This window comes from Ensifer sp. NM-2 (assembly GCF_003024455.1).
Taxonomy (GTDB): Bacteria; Pseudomonadota; Alphaproteobacteria; order Rhizobiales; family Rhizobiaceae; genus Ensifer; species Ensifer canadensis.
In genome coordinates this window covers 1-20544 of the sequence record NZ_PVZR01000041.1, presented here as the reverse complement: position 1 = coordinate 20544, position 20544 = coordinate 1, and the positions used below count along the sequence as shown (strand labels likewise).

Sequence of the window (20544 nt, the reverse complement as noted above, 5' to 3'; positions counted from 1 at the left end):
GATTTAACGATTATTTGGAAACTGATTTTTTTAATAATTTGAGATTTTTATATTATTCCGCGGCCTGCAGTTCATGGTCCGAAATCGAGTGATCTCCAACTTCATCTTGAACGAAAGTTTGCAGGCCGAGTGCGCGGAGGGTGTGAATGAACGGCTGCGGCGGGAGTTCCTCGACGTTGACCATCTTTTTCACGTCCCAGACACCGCTGGCGATCAACATGGCGGCAGCAACCGGCGGAACGCCGGCTGTGTATGAAATCGCCTGGGAACCAACCTCTTCATATGCGTCCTGGTGGTCGGCGACATTGTAGACGAATACGGTCCTCTCCTGGCCGTCCTTAATCCCTTTGATAAAACTGCCGATGCAGGTCTTGCCCTCATAATCCGGCGCGAGCGATGCGGGGTCAGGCAGGCAGGCCTTTACGACCTTGAGCGGCACCACCTCCTGCCCTTCGGCAGTCACGACCGGAAGCTCCGAAAGCAAGCGGAGATTCTTCAGCACGCCGAAAACCTTCATGTAGTGGTCACTGAAACCCATCCAGAACCTTACGTTGGCGTCTTTGAAGTTCTGGGATAGTGAATGAACTTCGTCATGGCTGCAGAGATAGGCCTTGCGCTTGCCCACGACAGGTAGATCAAAGTCCTGGCTGATCTCGAACATCTTGTTGACGCGCCAGTCGCCTTCCTGCCAGGATTGGACCACGCCGGTAAATTCCCGAAAATTGATCTCGGGGTCGAAATTGGTCGCGAAATACCGTCCGTGGCTGCCGGCGTTGATATCAACGATATCGATGTCGGTGACGTCATCAAGATATTCATCCTTTGCCAAGCGCACGTAGGCGTTGACCACACCCGGGTCGAAGCCTGCACCGAGGATCGCGGTGATACCCGCGTCTTGGCATTCCGCGCGGCGTTTCCATTCGAAATTCGCGTACCAGGGGGCGATCTCGCAGATCTTGCCAGGCTCCTCGTGAAGTGCGGTGTCGATGTAGGCTGCACCGGTTTCAATGCAGGCCGTCAACACAGACATGTTAAGGAAGGCCGTGCCCACATTGATGACGATTTCGGAACCTGTTTTGCGAATGAGTGCCGTCGTTGCAGAAACGTCTAAAGCATTTAGCGCATGCGCTTCGATAACGCCTGGCTGCTTGAGCGACTGCTTCTCCTGTATTGAAGCGATGATTGCTTCGCATTTTGACAGAGTGCGCGAGGCAATGTGAATATTACCGAGGACGTCATTGTTCTGAGCGCATTTGTGCGCGACGACCCGAGCAACACCACCGGCGCCAATGATAAGAACATTCTTCTTCATTCTCAAATACTCCTTTTATAAGATTTTCATGAAAGGCTGGTTTCGTAATCGTCATAAGTGAATGCCCGAACAGTTCGGACTTGGCCGTCGAGCTCGCGGATGGCGATGGCCGGCATCGCCAGGCCGTTGAACCAATTTTTCTTCACCATCGTATAGCCGGCGGCATCCTGGAACGAGATGCGGTCGCCGATGCCAAGTCGTTGCGGAAACAGGAACTCACCAAAGATATCGCCCGCCAGGCAAGACCTGCCGCAGACCATGTACGCGTGGTCGCCGCTGTCAGGCACCACAGCTGCATGCTGCCTGTAGATCAGGAGGTCGAGCATATGTGCCTCGATCGAGGCGTCAACGATGGCAAGTCGCTTGCCTGCCTCGACGACGTCGATCACCGTCGTTTCCAATGTTGCTGACTGCGTAACTGCAGCTTCGCCGGGCTCCAGATAAACCTGAACGCCGTGGCTATCGGCGAAGGCCTTGAGACGATCCGAAAAGGCCTCAACCGGATATCCCTCCCCCGTGAAATGAATGCCGCCGCCGAGGCTGACCCAGTCGACACGCCTCAACAGGTTACCGAAGCGCGCTTCGATCACGCCAAGCATCTGGTCGAACGAACTGAAGTCAGCGTTGTCGCAATTGTTGTGGATCATAAAGCCGCTGACGTTTCCAAGGACCGCCTCGATCTTTGCGACGTCTGCTTCACCGAGACGGGAGAATGGTCGTGCTGGGTCGGCAATGGCGGAGTTCGAAGAACTAACTCCGGGATTGAGACGTAGACCACACGGAAGCCCTGACGCCCTACCGGAAAAGCGCTCCAACTGGCTTATGGAGTTGAAAATGATCTTGTCCGCATGCGTAACGACAGCATCGATCTCGCCATCCGCGTACGCAACCGAATAGGCATGCGTTTCCTTCCCGAACCGCTCTCGACCAAGCCTCACCTCGTTCAAAGATGACGATGTTGTGCCATCCATGTAATCGCGCATGAGATCAAAGACCGACCATGTTGCAAAACATTTCAGGGCAAGAAGGGCTTTCACCCCAGACTTTTCCCGTACCATCGCAATCGTTTCCAGATTGCGGACAAGGCTGGCTTTGTCGATCAGATAGCAGGGCGTATCGAGCATATTAATTCCATTGCATGGCGCGGATATTCTTGTGACGACAACCGGCAGGCGCTGCACACCAGTTCAAGCCTGGCGCGAAAAGAGCGAGAATGCGCTTTCCTGGCTCTTAGGTCAGACCGTTCGATGCGGATAAGCGGGAACCTGTGTGCCGGCGGCTGGCGGGATGAGGGGGAACGGCTCATTATTTCCGCCGACACACAGGTATAGAAACCTCAGATTTCGTTCCATTTATACTGAAGTGAAACAAATAAAGGACTACATCTTTGGCTTCCTATCTTTTAACGGAATATGTACTTTCCGATCGATAGTCTTAATCACGAAAGTCAATATATTTGCTGATCAGTGACGTTGCAAAGCGTTAATAACTACATTTGTAATTGACAATAAGATTCAAATTGCCTCCTGGCCTTCCAGGCGTGTCGACGCCGAGGGCTTCAGAAGTTCAATGGCACGCACGAGGCTGTCCTCGACCTGCGCGTCGCATGATTTTGACGCTGGAGTTGCCGTGGATGATGATAGACCGTGGCGGAAACTAACGCGGAACAGCTCTGCAACCCGATCGGTCGCGACACGGCGCTGCGTGTCGCGGGCCGACAGATTGGCAAGCCGGGTGCGAAGTCCCAGCAATGTCTCCGCCGGGATGCGTCCTTTACGGCCCATCCGAGAATTCCTCGATGTAGGCGTAAAACGTGGCGTTCCCATCATCTGCATGGACGCTCGCCACGCTTAGTGCAATTTAAGATAATGCCCGCCAAGACGGACCGCAACGATGCCATCGGCCTGGCACGGATTATTCGTACCGGTCGTTGCAACAGCGTTCATGTAAAATCGACAGCGAGCCACGAGGCGTGGGCCTTGCCACCCGCAGCCAATTCGTCCAGATCCGTTGCGATCTTAAGACCAGATCAAAGGTTTTTTTAACACCTTTGGCGTCCTGTTCGGTAAGCGTGTTGGCGGGTTTGCCAAGCGTCCTGAGGAGATCGTTGACGGTGAACTGCATGCGTCTCCAACAATCCGTGCGGCGGTGGAGGCCGTTATGCGGGCACGCGCTGGCATCCTCGAGCAGATCCGTCTTCTCGATGGGACGAGGACAGTGACCGTGACGATTACGTGACCGACACCAACGAATACGCCAGTGACTACGAGGCGGAGAACGACAACAACTGATCTCACCTTGGAGTGCTTTCAAAAAACGAAACCCCGTGGGCACTTCCTTGTCTTCCCAATTTGGATGCAAGCTGACTGACAGGGAATCTTTTAAGGGTACTCAGGCATCAACACCTGGCCCTAATCTGCTTTTTTTTCGAGGACGATCCAACATCTGTCCCCGCTTTTATGTGATTACTCATGCACGCGGTCGTCGAGGATCGCGCCGCCGGAATAGGGAGTGCTCGGATCGACCGCGATGACGGCGACCTTGCGGCCTTCCGCGGCATAAGCCTTGATAAGGACCGAGACAAGAGTCGATTTGCCGGCACCCGGCACGCCGGTAATGCCAATGATATGGCCGCTCCCGCAGTGTCTATAGAGTTCGGCGAGCGCTTCGGCCGCCTCGGCATACCCTTCTTCGACACGCGAGATCATGCGGGCGATAGCGATCGTGCGGCCCGCCAGCACATCCCTCACCAGCTCGACGGAAGGCCTGTATGCGCCGCGCTTTGCTGTTCGGGAATGCGTCACGATCGTCATATGCGGCCGCGGGCGACGATGAGGTCGTTAATCGTGGATACGATCAGGTCGGCGCGGGCTTCCTGCGGCACAATCGCATCAACGCCGCATTCTAGCAGCGCCGCATAGTCCTGCTCGGAGATGACGCCGCCGGCGACGACGAGAACGTGGTCGGCCTCCTCCGCGCGCAGGCAGCGACACAGTTCGCGAAACAGCGGCACATGGGAGCCGGAGAGAAGGCTGACGCCGATGACATCTACATCCTCCCGGATCGCCGCATGAACCACGTCCTTCGGAGTCTTGTACAAGCCGGTGTAGATGACCTCCATACCCGCATCGCGCAGGATGCGCGCCACCACTTTCGCGCCGCGATAAGGGCCGTCCAGCCCAAGCTTGGCGGCGAGCACGCGGATGATGGCAGGAGCTTGCGAGGGATCGACTGTTGCGGCGCCGACAGCGCGATTGATTCCGGTCATGGACTGCTTTTTCTGTGCTGCGGCGATGGCACGCTTATTGCGCTGCGATTCCGGAAGGGGATGCGCCAAGCGCCGACGCTGCCTCGATGGACTGTGCGATGATCCGCAAACCGAGGTCGATCTCCTCCTCGGAAATCGTGAGCGGCGGCGCGATGCGGAACACTCCACCCATGCCGGGCAGCTTGACAATGTTCATGTTGAGCCCGCGATGGAAGGCTTCCGCCGCGATCCGGCTGCCGAGTTCGTGGTCGGAGCCGCCGTTCTTATCGGACTTGACGATCTCGACGCCGAGCATGAGGCCACGGCCGCGAACGTCGCCGACGCAGTCGAAGCGCTCCCTAAGCTGCGATAGTCCGCCGAAAAGCCGGTCACCAATCTCCCGCGCGCGTTCGACCAGCCCCTCCTCCTCGACGACGTCGAGTACGGCCAGTCCCACCGCAGCCGGCAGCGGATCGGACACGTGCGTCGTATAGAAGAGGAACCCCTTCTCATGCGCGACGTCTTCGATCTCCGCGGTCGTCATGACGGCGGAGAGCGGGAGACCGGCGCCGATCGTCTTGGAGAGCGTGAGAATATCGGGCGTCACTCCGTCGCGCTGGAACGCGAACATGGTGCCCGTCCGGCCGACACCAGTCTGTGCCTCATCGAGGATGAGCAACATGCCGCGCTCTCGGCATTTTTCTTTCAGCGCGGCAAGGTAACCGAGCGGCAATTCGAGAAGACCGCCGCTCGACAGGATTGGCTCAGCAATGAAGGCAGCGAGGCTGCCGACCGACTGGCTGTCGATCAGCTCGAAGGCGTCGTCGAGCTCCGTCTTCCAGTCGAGGCTGCCGTCCCCATGGCGAAAGCGCGGGCGAAAGGTATTCGGCGCGGGAATTGTCAGCGATCCGACCATGGCCGGGCCATAACCCTTTCGGCCGGCGCTATAGGTCGCCGAGCTCGCGGCGCCCGTCATACCATGCCAGCTCTTGGAGAAAGCGACGATCTCGTGCCGGCCCGTGACGAGCTTGGCCATGCGGATGGCGGCCTCGTTCGATTCCGCCCCCGTCGACAACAACATGACCCTCTCAAGGCCCGGCGCAAGCCCCGCCAGGCGCTCGGCGAGTTCGACCACGGGACGCGACAGCATTCCAGAAAACAGATGCGCGACCTTCGCCATCTGGCGCTGCACTGTCGTGACGATCTTCGGATGGGAATGGCCGACTAGCGCACTCATCTGCCCCGAAGTGAAATCGAGGATTGGGCGATTATCCGCGTCGTAGACGAAAGAGCCTTCGGCGCGCTCGATGATGGCGGGGTCGAAGCTGCCGCCGTAGCGGATCAGATGCTTGCGAGCGGCCGCCCAGAAGGCGTGATCCTGATTATTTGACATATGAGCCTCCAATGCCTTCAAAAAATAACGGCTGGCGCTACTCAAGCAAAATTGATAGTTATTTGATTCTGATATCAGGACAATTGATATGTACGGCCCGCTTGATCTTCGCCTGCTCATCACCTTTGTGCACGCAGCCAATTCAGGATCGCTGAGCGCGACGGCAGTACAGGTCGGACGCACGCAATCGGCTGTCACGATGCAGATGCAACGGCTTGAGGAGATGCTCGGCCACAGCCTTCTGCATCGCAGCGGTAGCGGCGTCCGCCTAACTGGAAGCGGCGAACGGTTTCTCGTCTATGCGGAGCGTATCCTGAAGATGCATGACGAGGCCATTTCAGCATTCTCCGAGAAGGGCCTGCACGGCTCCATCGTCTTCGGCAGTCCGGAAGACTACCTACTATCCTTCTTCCCGATGCTGCTGAAAAGCTTCGACGCGAAACATCCCGATGTCGAGATCAAGGTGGTTTCGGCGCCGACAGTGGAGCTTAAGGCACTGCTGCAGTCCCGCAAGGTGGACCTGGCGCTGGTGTCAACGCCCAATCTTAACGACGTGGACAACATCGTCAGGACGGAGCCACTCGTTTGGGTCGGCAGCAAACCCACCTTGGAGCTTCACGACTTCGGGGATACGGCGCCGCTCGCTTTGCCGGCTTCGAATGCGATGGATCACCGCGCGGCCTGCGAGGCGATGGCGCGGGCGGGTCTGCGCTACAAGATATCCTACGCCAGCAACAGCCTAGCTGGCCTTATCGGCCTTGCGCGATCCGGCCTCGCCATCTGCGTCATGACGCAGGGCGCAGTTCCTCCTGATCTGCATATCCTCAACGCCCCACTGCCGCATCTGCCGCATCTCGGCATTCTGATCGCCTTCGCCGATCAGGATCAATCGCCCGCTGTCAGCGCTTTCGCCGATCACATCCGACTGGTCCTGCCCTCACTTTGAATGGGCTCGTATCGCCCATCTTTCACTTTCCCTGGAAATGCGGACTACGCTTCTCAAGGAAGGCCGCCATGCCTTCCTTTTGGTCATACGTTGGCGACGAGGGAATGAAACAGCAAAGCAACCCCTCGTGAAGCGACGCGTTGTCGGTCCGGTTCACTGGCTCGAGCGGCAAGGATCGCGATCTTCCATAGGAAGCGATGTGTTTGCGGCCGCCAGCGCTTCTTCAATCAGCACGCCGTCTTCGAAGACGCGCGCCACGAGGCCGCTGAGCTCGGGAAGGCTGCTGGCGATCACTCCAGGAAGGACCGGTGGAATGAACCTGTCGATGACCTTCCTGTCGATGATCGAATAGCCGATCTGTCCCGGCTGCTGGGCGACCAGCCGTCCCCAGATGGCGTAGCGGTTCGGCCAGAACTCTTCGCTCCTGCACCACTGAATGTTAGCTTTCTGCCGTTGGGGAAATAATCCTATCTGGGCCGCTTGTCCAGGGACTAGGATTCGTCCGATTCGAGAATGCCGTTGAGTTCGGCGATCGGACTGCTGAGGTCATGGACGGGCAATATCCATTTTTGGATATGATATTCAAAGTCCGCCTCGGGTGCGTAACCATCAACCGTGCCCATGAATGCCGCCGCAAGTTCTCTCATGACCGTCTGTCAAGAGGAAAGCGCACGAATGAGCGCCGCCGCCGAACTTTTTTGAACTCGGCTCTTCCTGCCGGGAAGCGACAATCAGACCTTCTTCGGCGTAGTCCAGAAGATGGCGATAGGAGGATCCGGCAAAATCCAGCCGCCAACCGTCTGCGGAAGAAAAAACCGGCGCGACACCACTCGGCTGTGTCCCGGTCTAGCATCTATGCCTATAATGGTCGTCATCGCCGTTCCCAACCATTCAAGCCGCCCGGAAGCGATCGAACGCCGTCAGGTGGCTGACCGGTGGATCGAAATCCCAGCGATAGACTTCCGTCCGCAGGAAATGCAGCTCCTCGTCCAGCTGCTCCTCCTTCAGTTCTACCCACCAGGACTTCCGGCGCCCGTCGGAGCCATCCGACCAGCGGTAACCGCGCGCCTTGAGATGATCCTTCATGTCGAACGGACTGTTTTCAGCGTAGATGCGAACTCGCGACCGCTGACTGGCCTGGCGGAGCTCGGCGAACGGCGTCGCAATGGCGTCGGGCCGTGTCTGCCCAAGCACTTCAAGCAACGCTAAACAATCGTCGACTGCCCGGTGACCGTCGTGGAAATATCCAGATTGCCCGAGCAGATAGCCGAGCTTGCTTCCCTCGAAACCTCGCGCCGACCAGTCGATTTCCGAGACGGAACAGGCCCAGGCCTTGTGGGCAAAAATCGGCGAGAACGCCTCGCAGAAGGGCCGATCGAAACCGGCATTGTGAGCAATGATCAGATCAGCCGGTTCAATAAGGGCGTTCAGGAGGGCGGTGTCGATGACCTGACCTGCGACCATCTCGTCGGTGATACCGGTGAGGCGGGTGATGTCGCCTGGAATCGGGCTCATCGGCTGCTGAAGTCCGCCATAGACTCCCGTGACGTCGCCGATCTCCCCCGTATCGTTGAAAGTGAAGGCGATCATGCCGATTTCGATGATCTCGTCAGAGCGATATTTGAGACCGGTGGTTTCGGTGTCAAGGATCGCACCGCGACAAGGGAATTCCGGCCGAGTGCGTTCGGCGATCGACAGCGGCTGAAGCTTTCGCAAAATACGATAATTACCTGTCGCTTCCAGATGACGGGCCATCGCCTCGTCATCCGAACCGACGCCGTCGTGCCCACCGCTAAAGAAGTCGAGTTGCGAAGTCATTCAATTCCGATCCGATTGCCGCGTGACCGAGCGCACAATACGCATCCGCGTCTGTGCAAGCAACGACGACCCCGATCGCATCCATTTCGCTCGCGGTGCTCAGGCGCCTGCGTAGTGGTGCGCTCGGTGGCGAGATGGACCGCCTCGCGGAGCATTTTTTCACGCTGGGTTACGAGCGGCTCTCAAAACTTTCGCCCGATACCTATGCTGATGATGTCTTGGTCGATTTTCGTATCCACCCCCTCAAGGGTGGCGGTCGAATAATCGTTATAGCGATACTCGAGCCTCAAAAAGGTTGTTTCCGTTGCCGCCCAGTCGATCCCAGCGCCCACCGTCCAGCCGTTGACGACATCGTTGTCATTGGGATTTTCGATATAGGGATTCGTGACGGTCCAGCCCGCAGCCACGTAGGGGAGAAAATTGCCCATCTCCTCGCCAACGCGCAGCCGCACCGAACCTGACAGGTCTGTGCCGAGGCGTGTGGCGCCGACCACCTGCTCGTTCCAATCGTAGGTGACATCGCCCTCGATCCCAACGACATATCCGCTTGAGACCACCCAATTGTATCCTGCAAAGCCGCCGACACGCCGTCCGTTCAAATTCACGCATCGGCAATCGTCCAAGATGGCGTCCATCCAGGCGCCGCCACCATGAAGACCGGCATACGGCCCGCTCCAGTCCGGCCATGGCGGCTCTTCGATGACAGGCGGGATGGAGGGAACAGCCGGAGGCTCGGGAAGGTCTGCGGCGCCTGCCGAAGTGGTTGCCGCCAGGAAAAGTGCCGCCGCCGCATGAAAAGCAATCTTCATTTTCGCCTCTACGAATATGGTTCAAGTCGACGAAACGATAATGTCGCACGTGTAGTCAGCGCAAATTAATAGACATTACAGATGTAATATTTTTGTTTCAAATTGCATCACATAAACAATGTAATATTTTATATTAAAAATTACACTTGAAACTGCGTTGCCTCTTTCAATTTCTACTAAATACGTAACATACGATGTTCTTATTTGAGTCAAAAGGATTGATCATGGCAAACGACGATGGGGGCGCTTCAGACGAAAAAGGCCAAGTCTTTCCCTGGCTTCGCCTGCCGCCTGAGTTGCAGGCGCGAACTGTTGATTATGTCGTCTCGGAAGCCGCTAAGGGCACGGTCTGGCAGGCACAGGAAGCCTTCAAAAATGTGGCGCTTGCCCATCCAACCATGCGCAACGCTACCAGTGTCGGCCGATTGGTTCGCCTCAAGACGCATCTTGAGGCGAACCGGCACATGTCGACTCAGGTTATGGACGCGGTCTATCGGGATAAGCAATTCTCTCTGGCTGATCCCGTGCTGGCACAACGCATTGGAGAGCGCTCGATTGCCGAGGAACTCGACATTCTGCTGCCGGTTCTGGAATCCCGATCGCCGAAAGAACGCTCTGAAATATTCGACAAAATTTCGAGACAGACGGCTACCTTACGGATGGCCGGCTATTCCAAGATCGCTGACCGGCCTGATCTTTTCGATGATAAGCAATTGTCGCAAATGGATGAGGACGCACTTGACAAGTTTACCAAGCCTCAACGTCATGCACACCCTTATGCCGCTGCGGTTATTGCAAAAAGATTTGACAGCCTTGGAGGCGAAGGCAGAGGCTTTGTACTTGGAGCAATGTATGCCAACCGGGATCTCGTGCTGCCTTTCTGCTATGCAATCAATGATCATAACCCATCCTTGGCGGTACGGTCGTCGTCATTCGCCAAAGCAATGGTCGATAACCTTCCAAACATGCACCAGGAAGGACAGTTAAAAACTGTCCAGACCATGTCGATGCACGCCTCACGATTAAGCGATGAAGAAAAAATGAGAGTGGCAGCGTTTGCCGCCGCCCAACTGCTAGACGGAGGGGCCGACGAACGCAAGGGAGGCGCACTTGCCCTCGCGCGGCTCTCCCATGGCGGGCCTGGCGAGATACGAACCTGGATCAAAGAGCTGCACAACGAAAACCCGGCGGCAAATGAAGTCCTGAACGCAGCCTTCGCTGAAAGCCCCTCCCCCCCGCAACAGACGCAACAAGACCGGTCCCAAGTGACGACCATCAACGATATCAAAGCGAAATATTTCGACCAGCAGCTCGAATTTTCCCGCGCCAACCTTGACCCGCGTCCGAACACCTATGAAGCCGCGAGACGAATGGCCGTTGTAACGAAATTGACCGAGGAGATGATGCAGTCTGCGCGCGCAGATCTTGGAAAAATGGCCGGCTATTCCAAGATCGCTGACCGGCCTGATCTTTTCGATGATAAGCAATTGTCGCAAATGGATGAGGACGCACTTGACAAGTTTACCAAGCCTCGACGTCATGCACACCCTTATGCCGCTGCGGTTATTGCAAAAAGATTTGACAGCCTTGGAGGCGAAGGCAGAGGCTTTGTACTTGGAGCAATGTATGCCAACCGGGATCTCGTGCTGCCTTTCTGCTATGCAATCAATGATCATAACCCATCCTTGGCGGTACGATCGTCGTCATTCGCCAAAGCAATGGTCGATAACCTTCCAAACATGCACCGGGAAGGACAGATAAAAACTGTCCGGACCATGTCGATGCACGCATCACGATTAAGCGATGAAGTAAAAATGAACGTGGCAGCATTTGCCGCCGCCCAGCTTTCCGATGGCGGGCCTGAGATACAAACCTGGATCGAAAAGCTGCGCAACGATAACCAGACGGAAAATGATGTCCTCAACGCAGAGATGATGCAGTCTGCGCGCGCAGATCTTGGAAAAAGAGACCGCGATTCGGGAAGAGAATGAGACCGGATGAACCGGTTGCCCAACCAAGCACACGCTAATCCGCTTCATGCGGTGAATTGTCAGATGGCCGGGAATGGCGGAATGGCCCATCAGCGGCTGGCATTTCCCCTCCGTCAGCATCCCGATCGTCTTCGGCTACGCCGGCATGTCCCATTCGTTCGTGAAGAACTGCATGACCAACGAGGATATCATCGGCAACGGATATAGGCGGCGCATTGGTGTTAGATCTTGTGGAGCCTGCACAGGGACGTACCGACGCGATTGTCATCGCTGTTCCTGATGCGAGTCCCCATTAGCCCCAAAGCCATCTCTCGAACGACAGCCGTAGACCCTTGGTCCTTTCGGGCAATGACCGGCGCACGGCGCAAAGTCAGCCGGCAACTCGGTTTTCGCCGGCGATAACTTAACGGAATTCCCTTCTCCAGCTCCGCATCGACATCGACATCGTCTATAGCCGATAGCGGCGACATCTCGCCGCGATGGGACTCCTCTTCAGCGCGGACGAGTGAGTGCCCCCGCCTAACGATGGTATTCCTCACGCTTCATAGCTTACCGGATGAACGCCCGCACATATTCGTTTGGCGTGGTGAACCGTTTTACGCCCCAGAAGGATGGAATGTCATGCCACAGGCCGGCGTCAACCCCTGCCCGTTCGTTCTCTCCCAAGAGGTCTCTCTTTAACCTGCATCCTCTCTTCGCTGTTTCCATCTCCGGACTGCTCGGCGACCGGAGAGGCCCGACGGATCGCCTCCGCGGCGGGCGTCTGGACGTTCTGCAAAGACAAGCCGTCTCGATGCAACAGAGCCAACCGCCCCCTTCGGGGCGCTGACGTATCGCTCGGGATGGCAGGCGCCCCGTTTGCAAACGGGGCGCCTGCCCTTCCCTGTCCGTGCAGTTGCCATTGTCGAAGAACCACACTGTCAGTGCGCTTGAGAGATGCCGCAGAGCCGCGCGGCAGCATCGATTCTCCTGAGATCGATGGAATCGGAGGTGGAGGTGGAGCGTGCGCACGCTCCGATGGCGTCGATACCGGAATGGCGCCGAGGCGGTGCAATCGTCCGGGCGACTGGGCAATAGGGGGCGTGGCAGTATGAGAAGCCTTCGGACCTTCCTGCCCTGTAAGACCGGATGCAGCGCCCCGTCCCTCCGTGCGATCGTTTTCTGCCGTGAGAGAATTTTCAGAGCGTGATGAAGCAGTTCCAAAACGTTCGTGTAACTTCTCCCGCAACAATTTACCGCGATTTTTAATCTCTTCCAATGTTACCGAAACATTCGCTTCATCAACGCTGCCACCATTGCGTTGCGTCGCGTTGGAACCATTGGTTTCGATCGGCATTTCAACGCGCCTTATCTCGGGTCGCTCCGCCCTGGTACCGCCTTTCCCAAGGCTCAGCAGTTGCGCCATCCGGCGTGAGAAAAAGCCCCTTATTCCTGCTGTAAAGCCGCCGCCTTCCACCATTATCCCCTCCAACCGAATTCATTTACGATCTGCCGGAGCGCGGGAGACAATGGATCAACGGTCTGCCGGAAGAGCGTCCGCACGGGCAAGGCCCGAAAAGACACGGCAACAAGATGCCAGCCAGAGATTGCCCTCCGCACGCTCAATTCGATCGTGTGTCGCCTAGGATGTCATGGATTTGCGCAAAGGAACACTGCAGGGCACGCGTATTTACCTACAGGTGAAACGCCCGTGCCCCGCAAGCCGGATCGCCGCCACGGCGCACCGGTTGGAGACAATACGCCGCGAATGCATCGACAATCTGCTCGTGCTCTGTGCGCTCAACCGGGAGGCCGGCTGGTATTAAGCCCTCTTCCCCCGTAACGCAGAAAGCAAGCCTCGCAGCGCCGATCGGTCCCCCGTGTCGGGGCTCCGATGTTTGAAATGATGCTCAAGAAAACGATCGACATGAACTTCGCTTAAATCCTGCGGATGATGTCCATTACCAACATGCCAGTCCATCAGGTCTCGAAACAGGCTCCGCGAACGCCACGTGCATCGCCGACCCAGGCCTTCGTTCGACATCTTGGCGGCCTAAACGCGCGCAAACTCCCGATACGGACCATAGACCAGCTTCCGATATAGGGCGCTGCGCTTCGAATAGTCACTTACGTTCATGCGTCCTCTCCTTCGCGTCAATTGCGACGGAGAGACCCTACGCTGTGCCGATTAGGCTACCTGTATGCTACAGAAAACGTTGGCAAAAACTTGCTTAACCGGCATAGTTTGACGGTCGGCATAAACCGCTAAGCTCAATGATAACGGCTTCACGGGACTGGCTTGCCGAGTCCTCACCCGCAGTTCCGGGCATTCGTCGATGTTGACTGGCGTTCTGACTGGATCAAAGTCCAGGTTATCGCACGAGCGGTTTCGGTAAAGTAAAGGCGAGTCGTCAGCGAAGCTGTCTCATCGGACGCGTACGATCAGGCGCAGGCCGAGACGTTTGCAAGCTAGCCGGAAAGCCCTTGACCGGTAGCACGAGCCGTAGCACCTATGGAAGGAATGTGTGGTGGCAACCGAGACAGCGGTGCGCGCAGCTTTTCGCTGCAAGCGCGCACCGATCGTGGCGGCCATGGCCGGTCAAAGTATCTCTAGAATGTGAATGCTTACAACCCATTCCGGTGAGAACCAACCATGACCAGTCCAGATTCACGCGCTCGACACGGATTGCGAGCTCGGCAAAATAGGCGACAGCGCTCTCCTTGCGCTGGTTGGGCAAGACCTGGACGAAAGCGACGCGCGAGGCGTCGTCGATGCAGAAGACATGGACGAACTCCCAGCCGATGCCGAGATGGCGGTTGACTGCGCCAGGATATCGCCCGGTGATGCGGTGCCCCACGGAGCCGATCCGACCGAGCTTCTTGGTATCGAGATGGATGAACTCGCCTGGGTGCTGGCGTTCATAGCGCGGATCGGTTCGGCGGGCTCCAGGGCGCTGAGCTTGTTCAAGCCCGACCGACGGAGAACCCGGCTGACCGTGGCCGGGGATGACACCGCTTTCGGCAGCGATCTGCTCGTCCAGCGCTGGCGAGGCAGCCGCTCAATTTCCGCGACAGCCGTCTGAGGCGTCGGCCGGCGCAAGCGATGCGGCCGGGAAGAGCGATCCCGCAATCCCGCCAGTCCTTCGCATCGATAGCGATCAACCCATTTTCGCACCGTGCGCGGGCAGACGCCTAGGGCGACTGCCGTCTCTCGACCTGCATGACAATGCGCTCTCGACCACGCGGCGTCAGAAGGCCATTCTTATGGATGTTCATCCGGTCTCCCCTGGAATTACTGAAACTTCGACAACCTCAGCTTTCCCGGTCCGGACCGGATGGACAACCTATGGAAAACTCACAGCTAGCTAACCACATGCCTCCCGGGTGAGCTCGGCCGACAAGGGCGAAGAGCTGGGCCTTCTTGACCCCGAAGTCGGCTGATGCAGCAATCCCAGAGCTACAGAACGAGGGTGATATCCACCCGGTCGGCGAAGGCAAGGACCTGCCGCATTTCTCCAACATCAGAATAGATATGAACCTTGCTCACAGCGGCGAGGTCGTCCTCCGCGACACGGTCCCCGAACAGAAGCAGCGCCTGCTGTGGATCGCAGCGCTTCGACGTCCAGATCAGGCCTTCAGCGTCTCGTCTGCTCTGGTGAATGGCCAATGCCCACTGAGCGGTAATGGCATAGTGGACAGCCGTCGTATCGATGAGGTCTGCCCTGCTTAAACCCCATTTGGCCAGGTCAGGTGCGAACAGCGGCACCAATGGGAGATCGCGCTTCAACTCAACGACCGAATGGGAGAGCGGCTTGATATTGTCGACACCGACAGTCTTGACGGGCTCATCGATCGGCACGTCGTGAAAAACCGTCTCATGAACCGCGCATTCGTAGTCGGTCGCAAGATATTGCGTCGGGATCGGCTTGCTGCCGAGGAAGAGAGGCGCAAAACGACTCGGGCGCCCCTTTCCTGGATTGAAGGAGCAGCTTGTGAAACGTTGGTCATGAACCCTATGAAATTGCGTCCCGGCCTTGATTACATGCGAATTCGAGGCCGGGAATAGATGCGGGGGCGCAGCAATCATCCGATGATCTTTTCCGCCTCGTGGGCCGCGGCCGATGCAACAAGATCATTGTCTTTCAGGACGTCGACGGGGCGCTTGCCAGAAAGCCATCCATTCGCAGAAGTGAACCAGAACGCCAATTGCCAGCCAGTCTTTCTCGCGCCAAGCAGAGCAATTACCTTGGCAATCGCCACAATGGGTTGCCCATCCTCGAACTGGAATGACGGAAAATACTCGGCGCCAGCATGTTTGATTGAGAATACCTTGCCCTTCACTTTCCATCGAGAGGCGGTCATGCTCTTATTCTTTGATCCGTGACCGGCAACATCTGCCAATTCCTTGCTGGTAAAGCTCGGCCATTGCTCCAGAAACCGCACTCTCGCCTTTGCGTTGCTTTCGTAGAGCAATCTCTCGACGTCCGCATTGGGAGGCGCGCGCATGTAGACCGACACCAAGGCATCGATGGCGTCATCTGTCAGTTTGCTTTGGCGGGCTTCGACAATAGCCGGCACATGCTCCACGATATCGCGTATGGTTTCGCGTACTGCCCGATTGGGAGTTTCGACGAGTACGACGATCATGTCATCAACATTGGATTCCGGCTTGGAATGGACGGCATTCGCCATCGCCTTACGCAGTCTTGCACGGAAAGATGCCACACGGCCCTTTTTTAACTGTTTACCTTGGACGACGGTTGTGCGGTCTTTGGAGACCTTCTTGCCGGATGCCGGATCCATTTCTGCTTCCAAAGCCTTGGCGAATTCGGCGCCATCATAGACGCGAAAACCTTCTGGGACGGACATCTCAAGTGCTCCGGGATATTTTGGTTATAAATTGAGCCATAATCTATATCACCAGGGGCCGGTTTTCAAGCGAATTAACTCCGCCATGATGGCTACAGTGCCTCCCTCCATGCACTTCGGCCGCTCCAACCGCCAACCTCGTACAGCACTCTTATCAGCATCAATGATGACGGGATTATCTCGGGCTTTCTGCGGAAAGGGCTGCAGGCACTACGTTTGATACGTCCCGCACGAAAAAACGCTTCAACAAAGAAAGGAACAAACATACTTTTGCACGTATGCACCGACATACACTACACACGCCTGTTTCCTGCCCCCGCGATCAAAGGGTTACGCGGCTTGGCACTCATCCAACTTCTCAGAAAGGAAAGGCCGGACGCCAAGCCATAAAAGCTATGGAAAATCGAAGTACAGGCGGGACTAAAATCATGTTTCTCTATCCTCCGCATCCTTCTCAGCCTTCTCGATCACCTCCCAGAAGTTCTGCGGGAATTGCTCCACGTGACTGATAAGCTTGAGCTTGGTGAGCTTCGCAAACTGCTTCCAAGTCACATGCAGGCGATGTGCCGATCCGTGGAAGTTCCCATCGAGCCCAAACTCCTTCAGCGTGATTATGTTCTCCGGGAAATACTTCAACTTGACGAGAAACTTGGCGGGTGGCTCCGTGCGCCTCTCGTAAGTGTCGAGGAAGCGGTCGATGCGAGAGGGCTCGTCGGCCGTGTTGGAAACCGTCTCGATGCGCGGCGGGCTGACGCAGATTGGGGTTGCAGGAACGATCTGGCTCGCATACAGGTTTTCGGGAAACTGAGAGCAGAGGAGTGGATCGGAGGCCTCGACAACGCCGGCCACAGCGGTGGAGATGGGCGGAAGACGCCGGCGCTTGCTCTTGCGTGGGGCAGCCGGGACAGAGAGATCGCCCTGGTCGTCGTCCTCGGCTTCGAACATGTCGCCACGCTTGGAGCGCACGGGCGTACTTGTGGTGGTGAGGCTCGCCATGTTGAAGGACAGATGAAGATGTGAAGACAAGAGCGGATGGAAAAAGCTGCGGTGGCCAGTCCCTATAAGTAGGTCGAGCCCGACAGAAAGGGGCAGTGCAGTCACAGAGACCATAGTCATGCCAAGCCAATAGCGCGTTTTATGTAGGGGGCTGAGCACAAATGGGCGCGTTATCCCATCAGGCTCCTCGTATCGAGCTCGATCATCGACACCTCTCCCCCTATTTGTCAGCACGAAACTATTGGCTAGCGCTTATCTCTGCTCCGGTGCCAAGATCATCCGACAGCCAGGGTGGAGAGGGCAAAAGCAGATGGAGAGAGTGGGCGATGGCCAGCGCCTATAAGCAGCGCGAGCCGGACACGAAGGCGCAATGCGATCACACAGACCATGGTCATGCCAAGCCAATAGCGCGTTTTATCTAGGGGGCTGAGCACAAATGGACGCGTCATCCCGTCGTGCCACGACCAGGAAGACGGCTCGTATTCCTCGTATCGGTCGATGGCGTGCCTAAAGCTCGATCATCGACAACTCCCCCCTATTTGTCAGCCGAAACTATTGGCTAGTGCTTATCTCAGTTGTGGTGCCAAGATCATCCTACAGCCTGAGTGGAGAAAGCGAAAATCCTAGCGCCTAGATTTTTCAGCCATCACATGTCCCGGATCATGGAACCAACCGTCGCGGATGTGAGCGCTTCAGCTCCTTAAATGGCTGCTCTTCCCGCCCCATGATCTCTTCTACAATCCTTACCTTCGCCCTCCATAAACACGCAGACATGGCTGGAGACAGACCACCCAACCCGTTTCGGCCGAATTCTCATGCCCTTGGGCTGAATGACCCTCGTTTCCATTGGGGAGCTCAAACGCCCTCCTATTTTCCTTCTGGTCTTCCTCCACATCCTCTGCACCTTTCACATCCTCCTCCCCCGCCCTCACCTCATCACTATTGCGTCCCCGGCCAGCGACCCATGTTCATGCACCACTCGGTTCCTTATACTCCAGATCCTCGATACCTTTCACACCCACCACCATCATTCCATCACCATGACGCCCCAAGCCGACGCCCCATGCAAACGTCCCACACTGCAAATGGGGTAAGACGCTTCACAAGAGCAGAAATAAAATACCTGCACTCTGCCGGCTTCGAAATAGAACATCGTGCCATACTCGCCTCACCCTTCAGAAGCGAAGAAAGGCGCGGCTTTGTGCTTGCCCATGCCCGAGATCTAGCCGGTGCCGGTTTCAGACCACAACGGATACTTCATGTTGCCGATATGCGGCCGCGCCAATGCAGTTTCATTCTTGGCAACCTCAATATGCTTCGAAACGCAGGCTTTAAACCGCGCCATATACACAGGCTCGCCAGGAAAATACCTGCAGTTCGTAACGACTGCCTGGAACTTTGCGCCAACCCTGAATACGAACTCTACTCTCCTTCCGAGTTGATCGCCGAAGCTGTGCAGTATGCCGAACAGCGAGCAAGAGACCGGCGTCTTCCTCCGCCGCATTCGCCCTCTTCGATGGCACGGCCGCTTGAGCTGACGCCGCGAAACCTTAGTGAGGATGAGAGCCGCAACATCGCTGACGCATTCGATCGATGGGGAGAAAAAGGAGTTCCTCATAATGAGGCCCTGAGGTTTTTTCACGCGGTTGTTTCAGCCGAAGCGGCAGGCGCAATCGCAGGCAATCCAAATCTTATCTTGATGATCGCAGGCCTGGCCCATGTGGCAGACAATAAAGATCCTTCGAACCGTGATCGACATCGGGAGCGGGTAAAGCAAGTCACAGACTACCTGGCTGCCACCGAGGAAGCCGACCTGGTGAAACGCTGCGAAGAGGAGGCCCATCGTCATGTTGGTTTTTGTGGCGATGGGCTCGCCGCAGCCATGGCGCAGATCGAAACGGTAATCTGGTGTGACAGGCTCAATGACCGTGATCCGGTAAGCCTGTTTGATGATGCGAAATGCATCTTCTCCCAACAGCGAATGGAAACCTGGATCGCGGGGCGCTATCCAAACTCGGGAGAGCTAAACGAATACTTCCTCGACATGTCGAAGAAGTTGCGCGCAATGGGTTTCAAACTCATCGATAGCACAGAAACCACATCTTATGGGCACCTTTTTAATGTCGATGACGAAGCGGTCGAAGAATTCGCTGTCGAACTGGCGCAGGATTTAGCAGAACCGACCGAAACATATGTCGGCTTTCTATCCGAGATACCTGCGGTGCGATCGACGATCGAACAAATATTCTGCCTGGATTTTTCCTCAATCGAGCATGGTCGCGAAGAAACGATGGAGCAGATCATGAATACAATGGATGAAGGTGGTGAAGGCGCCGATACAGCCTACGAGCTGAGCAACACATTGCCGGGGATGTTGGAGTTCTGGTATCGCGAAAAGATCAAGAAGGTATTGAGGGACCCTTCCCTGCTGAATGCAGAGGATAATATTTGAATTGGGTGGCGACACCGGCAACAGACTGCGACCAAGTCGGACAATACACATGGGAGGAGGTTCTGGCTCCGTGCTGTCGGTATTTTAGTGATTTCTAGGGTAACTCTGAATTTAAGCTATCTTTGATAGTGACGACTGTGTCTTGCTGTCCAAGTCATGGATGAAGCGGGTACACGGTCTTCCTACGACCTCGTTGCTCCTCGGCCGCGTCACTTCTGTCTCCCTGGAAATCATGCATGCGCCGTGCTGACGTGGCCTTTCAAAGCGGGTACAAGTGGAGCCCGCAATTTCCGTAACCGCCGGTGGCGCTCGACCACACAGGGGACGCGTCAGCAGGGTTCCATGTTTCATCTGCGAATACGAGACCGGCATCTCGTATCTGCAGGACGCGTCAGCTCGACTACGCCATTGCCCGGAGGCCTCCTGTGCCGCTCGGGACAAACAGCGCTGCCTATAAAGCACCGCCTTCCCGCCGCATTGTTCTTCCCGTTTCCTGCCAACACAGACCACTCAGCTTCACGCAACTCACCTCATCAGCCTATCTACACTCCTGCTTGCAACAATGGCTGACACCGACCAGAGGGCCGCCCTCATTGAGTTGGGCGAAAGGGCCGCAACTCATGTACCAACTCTTATTGCGAAAATGGACGCCAATCTTCGCGCAATGACAGCGGAGGACGAGCAAGAAATTCTCGCCGGATTGAACGATGAACGCTCCGCCATCCAGAAACT

Annotated in this window: 17 protein-coding genes and 1 pseudogene; 3 read left to right on the top strand and 15 right to left on the bottom strand. The window is 56.5% G+C overall.

All coding sequences use genetic code 11. The features are described 5' to 3' along the window. Positions 1-52: 52 nt before the first annotated feature. The 7 genes from C6558_RS37875 to C6558_RS37845 all read right to left on the bottom strand — a co-directional run bounded on the left by C6558_RS37875 (position 53) and on the right by C6558_RS37845 (position 5952). Positions 53-1312: a saccharopine dehydrogenase family protein gene (locus C6558_RS37875; RefSeq protein ID WP_107028756.1), complete on the bottom strand. Its 1260-nt coding sequence runs from the start codon at positions 1310-1312 to the stop codon at positions 53-55. A 26-nt stretch (positions 1313-1338) separates the two neighbouring features. Continuing rightward, on the bottom strand, positions 1339-2436 hold the full coding sequence (locus C6558_RS37870) for a carboxynorspermidine decarboxylase (RefSeq protein WP_107028755.1): 1098 nt from the start codon (positions 2434-2436) through the stop codon (positions 1339-1341). Positions 2437-2826: 390 nt separating this feature from the next. Then, entirely contained in the window at positions 2827-3096 is a 270-nt protein-coding gene (locus C6558_RS37865) for a hypothetical protein (protein ID WP_107028754.1), read from the bottom strand. Between the two features lie 130 nt (positions 3097-3226). Then, a complete protein-coding gene (locus C6558_RS37860) occupies positions 3227-3436 on the bottom strand; it encodes a hypothetical protein (protein WP_107028753.1) in 210 nt (69 codons plus the stop codon). Positions 3437-3777: 341 nt separating this feature from the next. After that, the gene (locus C6558_RS37855) at positions 3778-4125 is read right to left on the bottom strand and encodes a GTP-binding protein (protein ID WP_107028752.1); all 348 of its coding nucleotides are present in this window, start codon (positions 4123-4125) and stop codon (positions 3778-3780) included. After that, positions 4122-4649: a cobalamin-dependent protein gene (locus C6558_RS37850; protein WP_245449343.1), complete on the bottom strand. Its 528-nt coding sequence runs from the start codon at positions 4647-4649 to the stop codon at positions 4122-4124. Before C6558_RS37850 ends, C6558_RS37855 begins: the two co-directional genes overlap by 4 nt. Further along, positions 4615-5952 carry an aspartate aminotransferase family protein gene (locus C6558_RS37845; RefSeq protein WP_107028751.1) on the bottom strand — a complete coding sequence of 446 codons (1338 nt, stop codon included), beginning with the start codon at positions 5950-5952 and terminating at the stop codon, positions 4615-4617. The genes C6558_RS37850 and C6558_RS37845 overlap by 35 nt, the downstream gene beginning before the upstream one ends. 88 nt (positions 5953-6040) lie before the next feature. Here C6558_RS37845 and C6558_RS37840 point away from each other — a divergent pair, with 88 nt between their 5' ends. Further along, a complete protein-coding gene (locus C6558_RS37840) occupies positions 6041-6898 on the top strand; it encodes a LysR family transcriptional regulator (protein ID WP_107028750.1) in 858 nt (285 codons plus the stop codon). Between the two features lie 491 nt (positions 6899-7389). Here C6558_RS37840 and C6558_RS40150 read toward each other — a convergent pair whose 3' ends face one another. From C6558_RS40150 to C6558_RS37820, 3 genes are all read right to left on the bottom strand, one after another. Continuing rightward, complete coding sequence (locus tag C6558_RS40150; RefSeq protein WP_158269009.1) at positions 7390-7545, bottom strand: hypothetical protein; 156 nt, start codon at positions 7543-7545, stop codon at positions 7390-7392. Positions 7546-7789: 244 nt separating this feature from the next. Further along, complete coding sequence (locus tag C6558_RS37825; RefSeq protein WP_107028749.1) at positions 7790-8716, bottom strand: 3'-5' exonuclease; 927 nt, start codon at positions 8714-8716, stop codon at positions 7790-7792. A gap of 182 nt (positions 8717-8898) precedes the next feature. Further along, positions 8899-9525, bottom strand: a complete 627-nt coding sequence (locus C6558_RS37820) for an outer membrane protein (protein WP_107028748.1) — start codon at positions 9523-9525, stop codon at positions 8899-8901. Between the two features lie 224 nt (positions 9526-9749). Here C6558_RS37820 and C6558_RS37815 point away from each other — a divergent pair, with 224 nt between their 5' ends. Next, positions 9750-11516 (top strand): hypothetical protein, encoded by a 1767-nt coding sequence (locus C6558_RS37815; protein WP_107028747.1) that lies wholly within the window; start codon positions 9750-9752, stop codon positions 11514-11516. Positions 11517-12153: 637 nt separating this feature from the next. On the opposite strand, the gene C6558_RS39830 is transcribed toward C6558_RS37815, so the two are convergent. The 5 genes and pseudogenes from C6558_RS39830 to C6558_RS37785 form a co-directional block, all read right to left on the bottom strand. Continuing rightward, positions 12154-12975: a hypothetical protein gene (locus tag C6558_RS39830; RefSeq protein ID WP_146160971.1), complete on the bottom strand. Its 822-nt coding sequence runs from the start codon at positions 12973-12975 to the stop codon at positions 12154-12156. A gap of 1188 nt (positions 12976-14163) precedes the next feature. Further along, positions 14164-14703, bottom strand: a pseudogene (locus tag C6558_RS41885) (helix-turn-helix domain-containing protein); the annotation flags it as partial. A 249-nt stretch (positions 14704-14952) separates the two neighbouring features. Next, a complete protein-coding gene (locus C6558_RS37795; protein WP_107028744.1) occupies positions 14953-15582 on the bottom strand; it encodes an RES family NAD+ phosphorylase in 630 nt (209 codons plus the stop codon). Then, on the bottom strand, positions 15579-16364 hold the full coding sequence (locus C6558_RS37790; RefSeq protein ID WP_107028743.1) for a hypothetical protein: 786 nt from the start codon (positions 16362-16364) through the stop codon (positions 15579-15581). The genes C6558_RS37795 and C6558_RS37790 overlap by 4 nt, the downstream gene beginning before the upstream one ends. A 426-nt stretch (positions 16365-16790) precedes the next feature. Then, entirely contained in the window at positions 16791-17390 is a 600-nt protein-coding gene (locus C6558_RS37785; protein ID WP_210205726.1) for a hypothetical protein, read from the bottom strand. Positions 17391-18423: 1033 nt separating this feature from the next. On the opposite strand from C6558_RS37785, the gene C6558_RS39825 reads away from it, so the two are divergent. Beyond that, positions 18424-19812 (top strand): hypothetical protein, encoded by a 1389-nt coding sequence (locus C6558_RS39825; RefSeq protein WP_146160970.1) that lies wholly within the window; start codon positions 18424-18426, stop codon positions 19810-19812. Positions 19813-20544 lie beyond the last annotated feature (732 nt).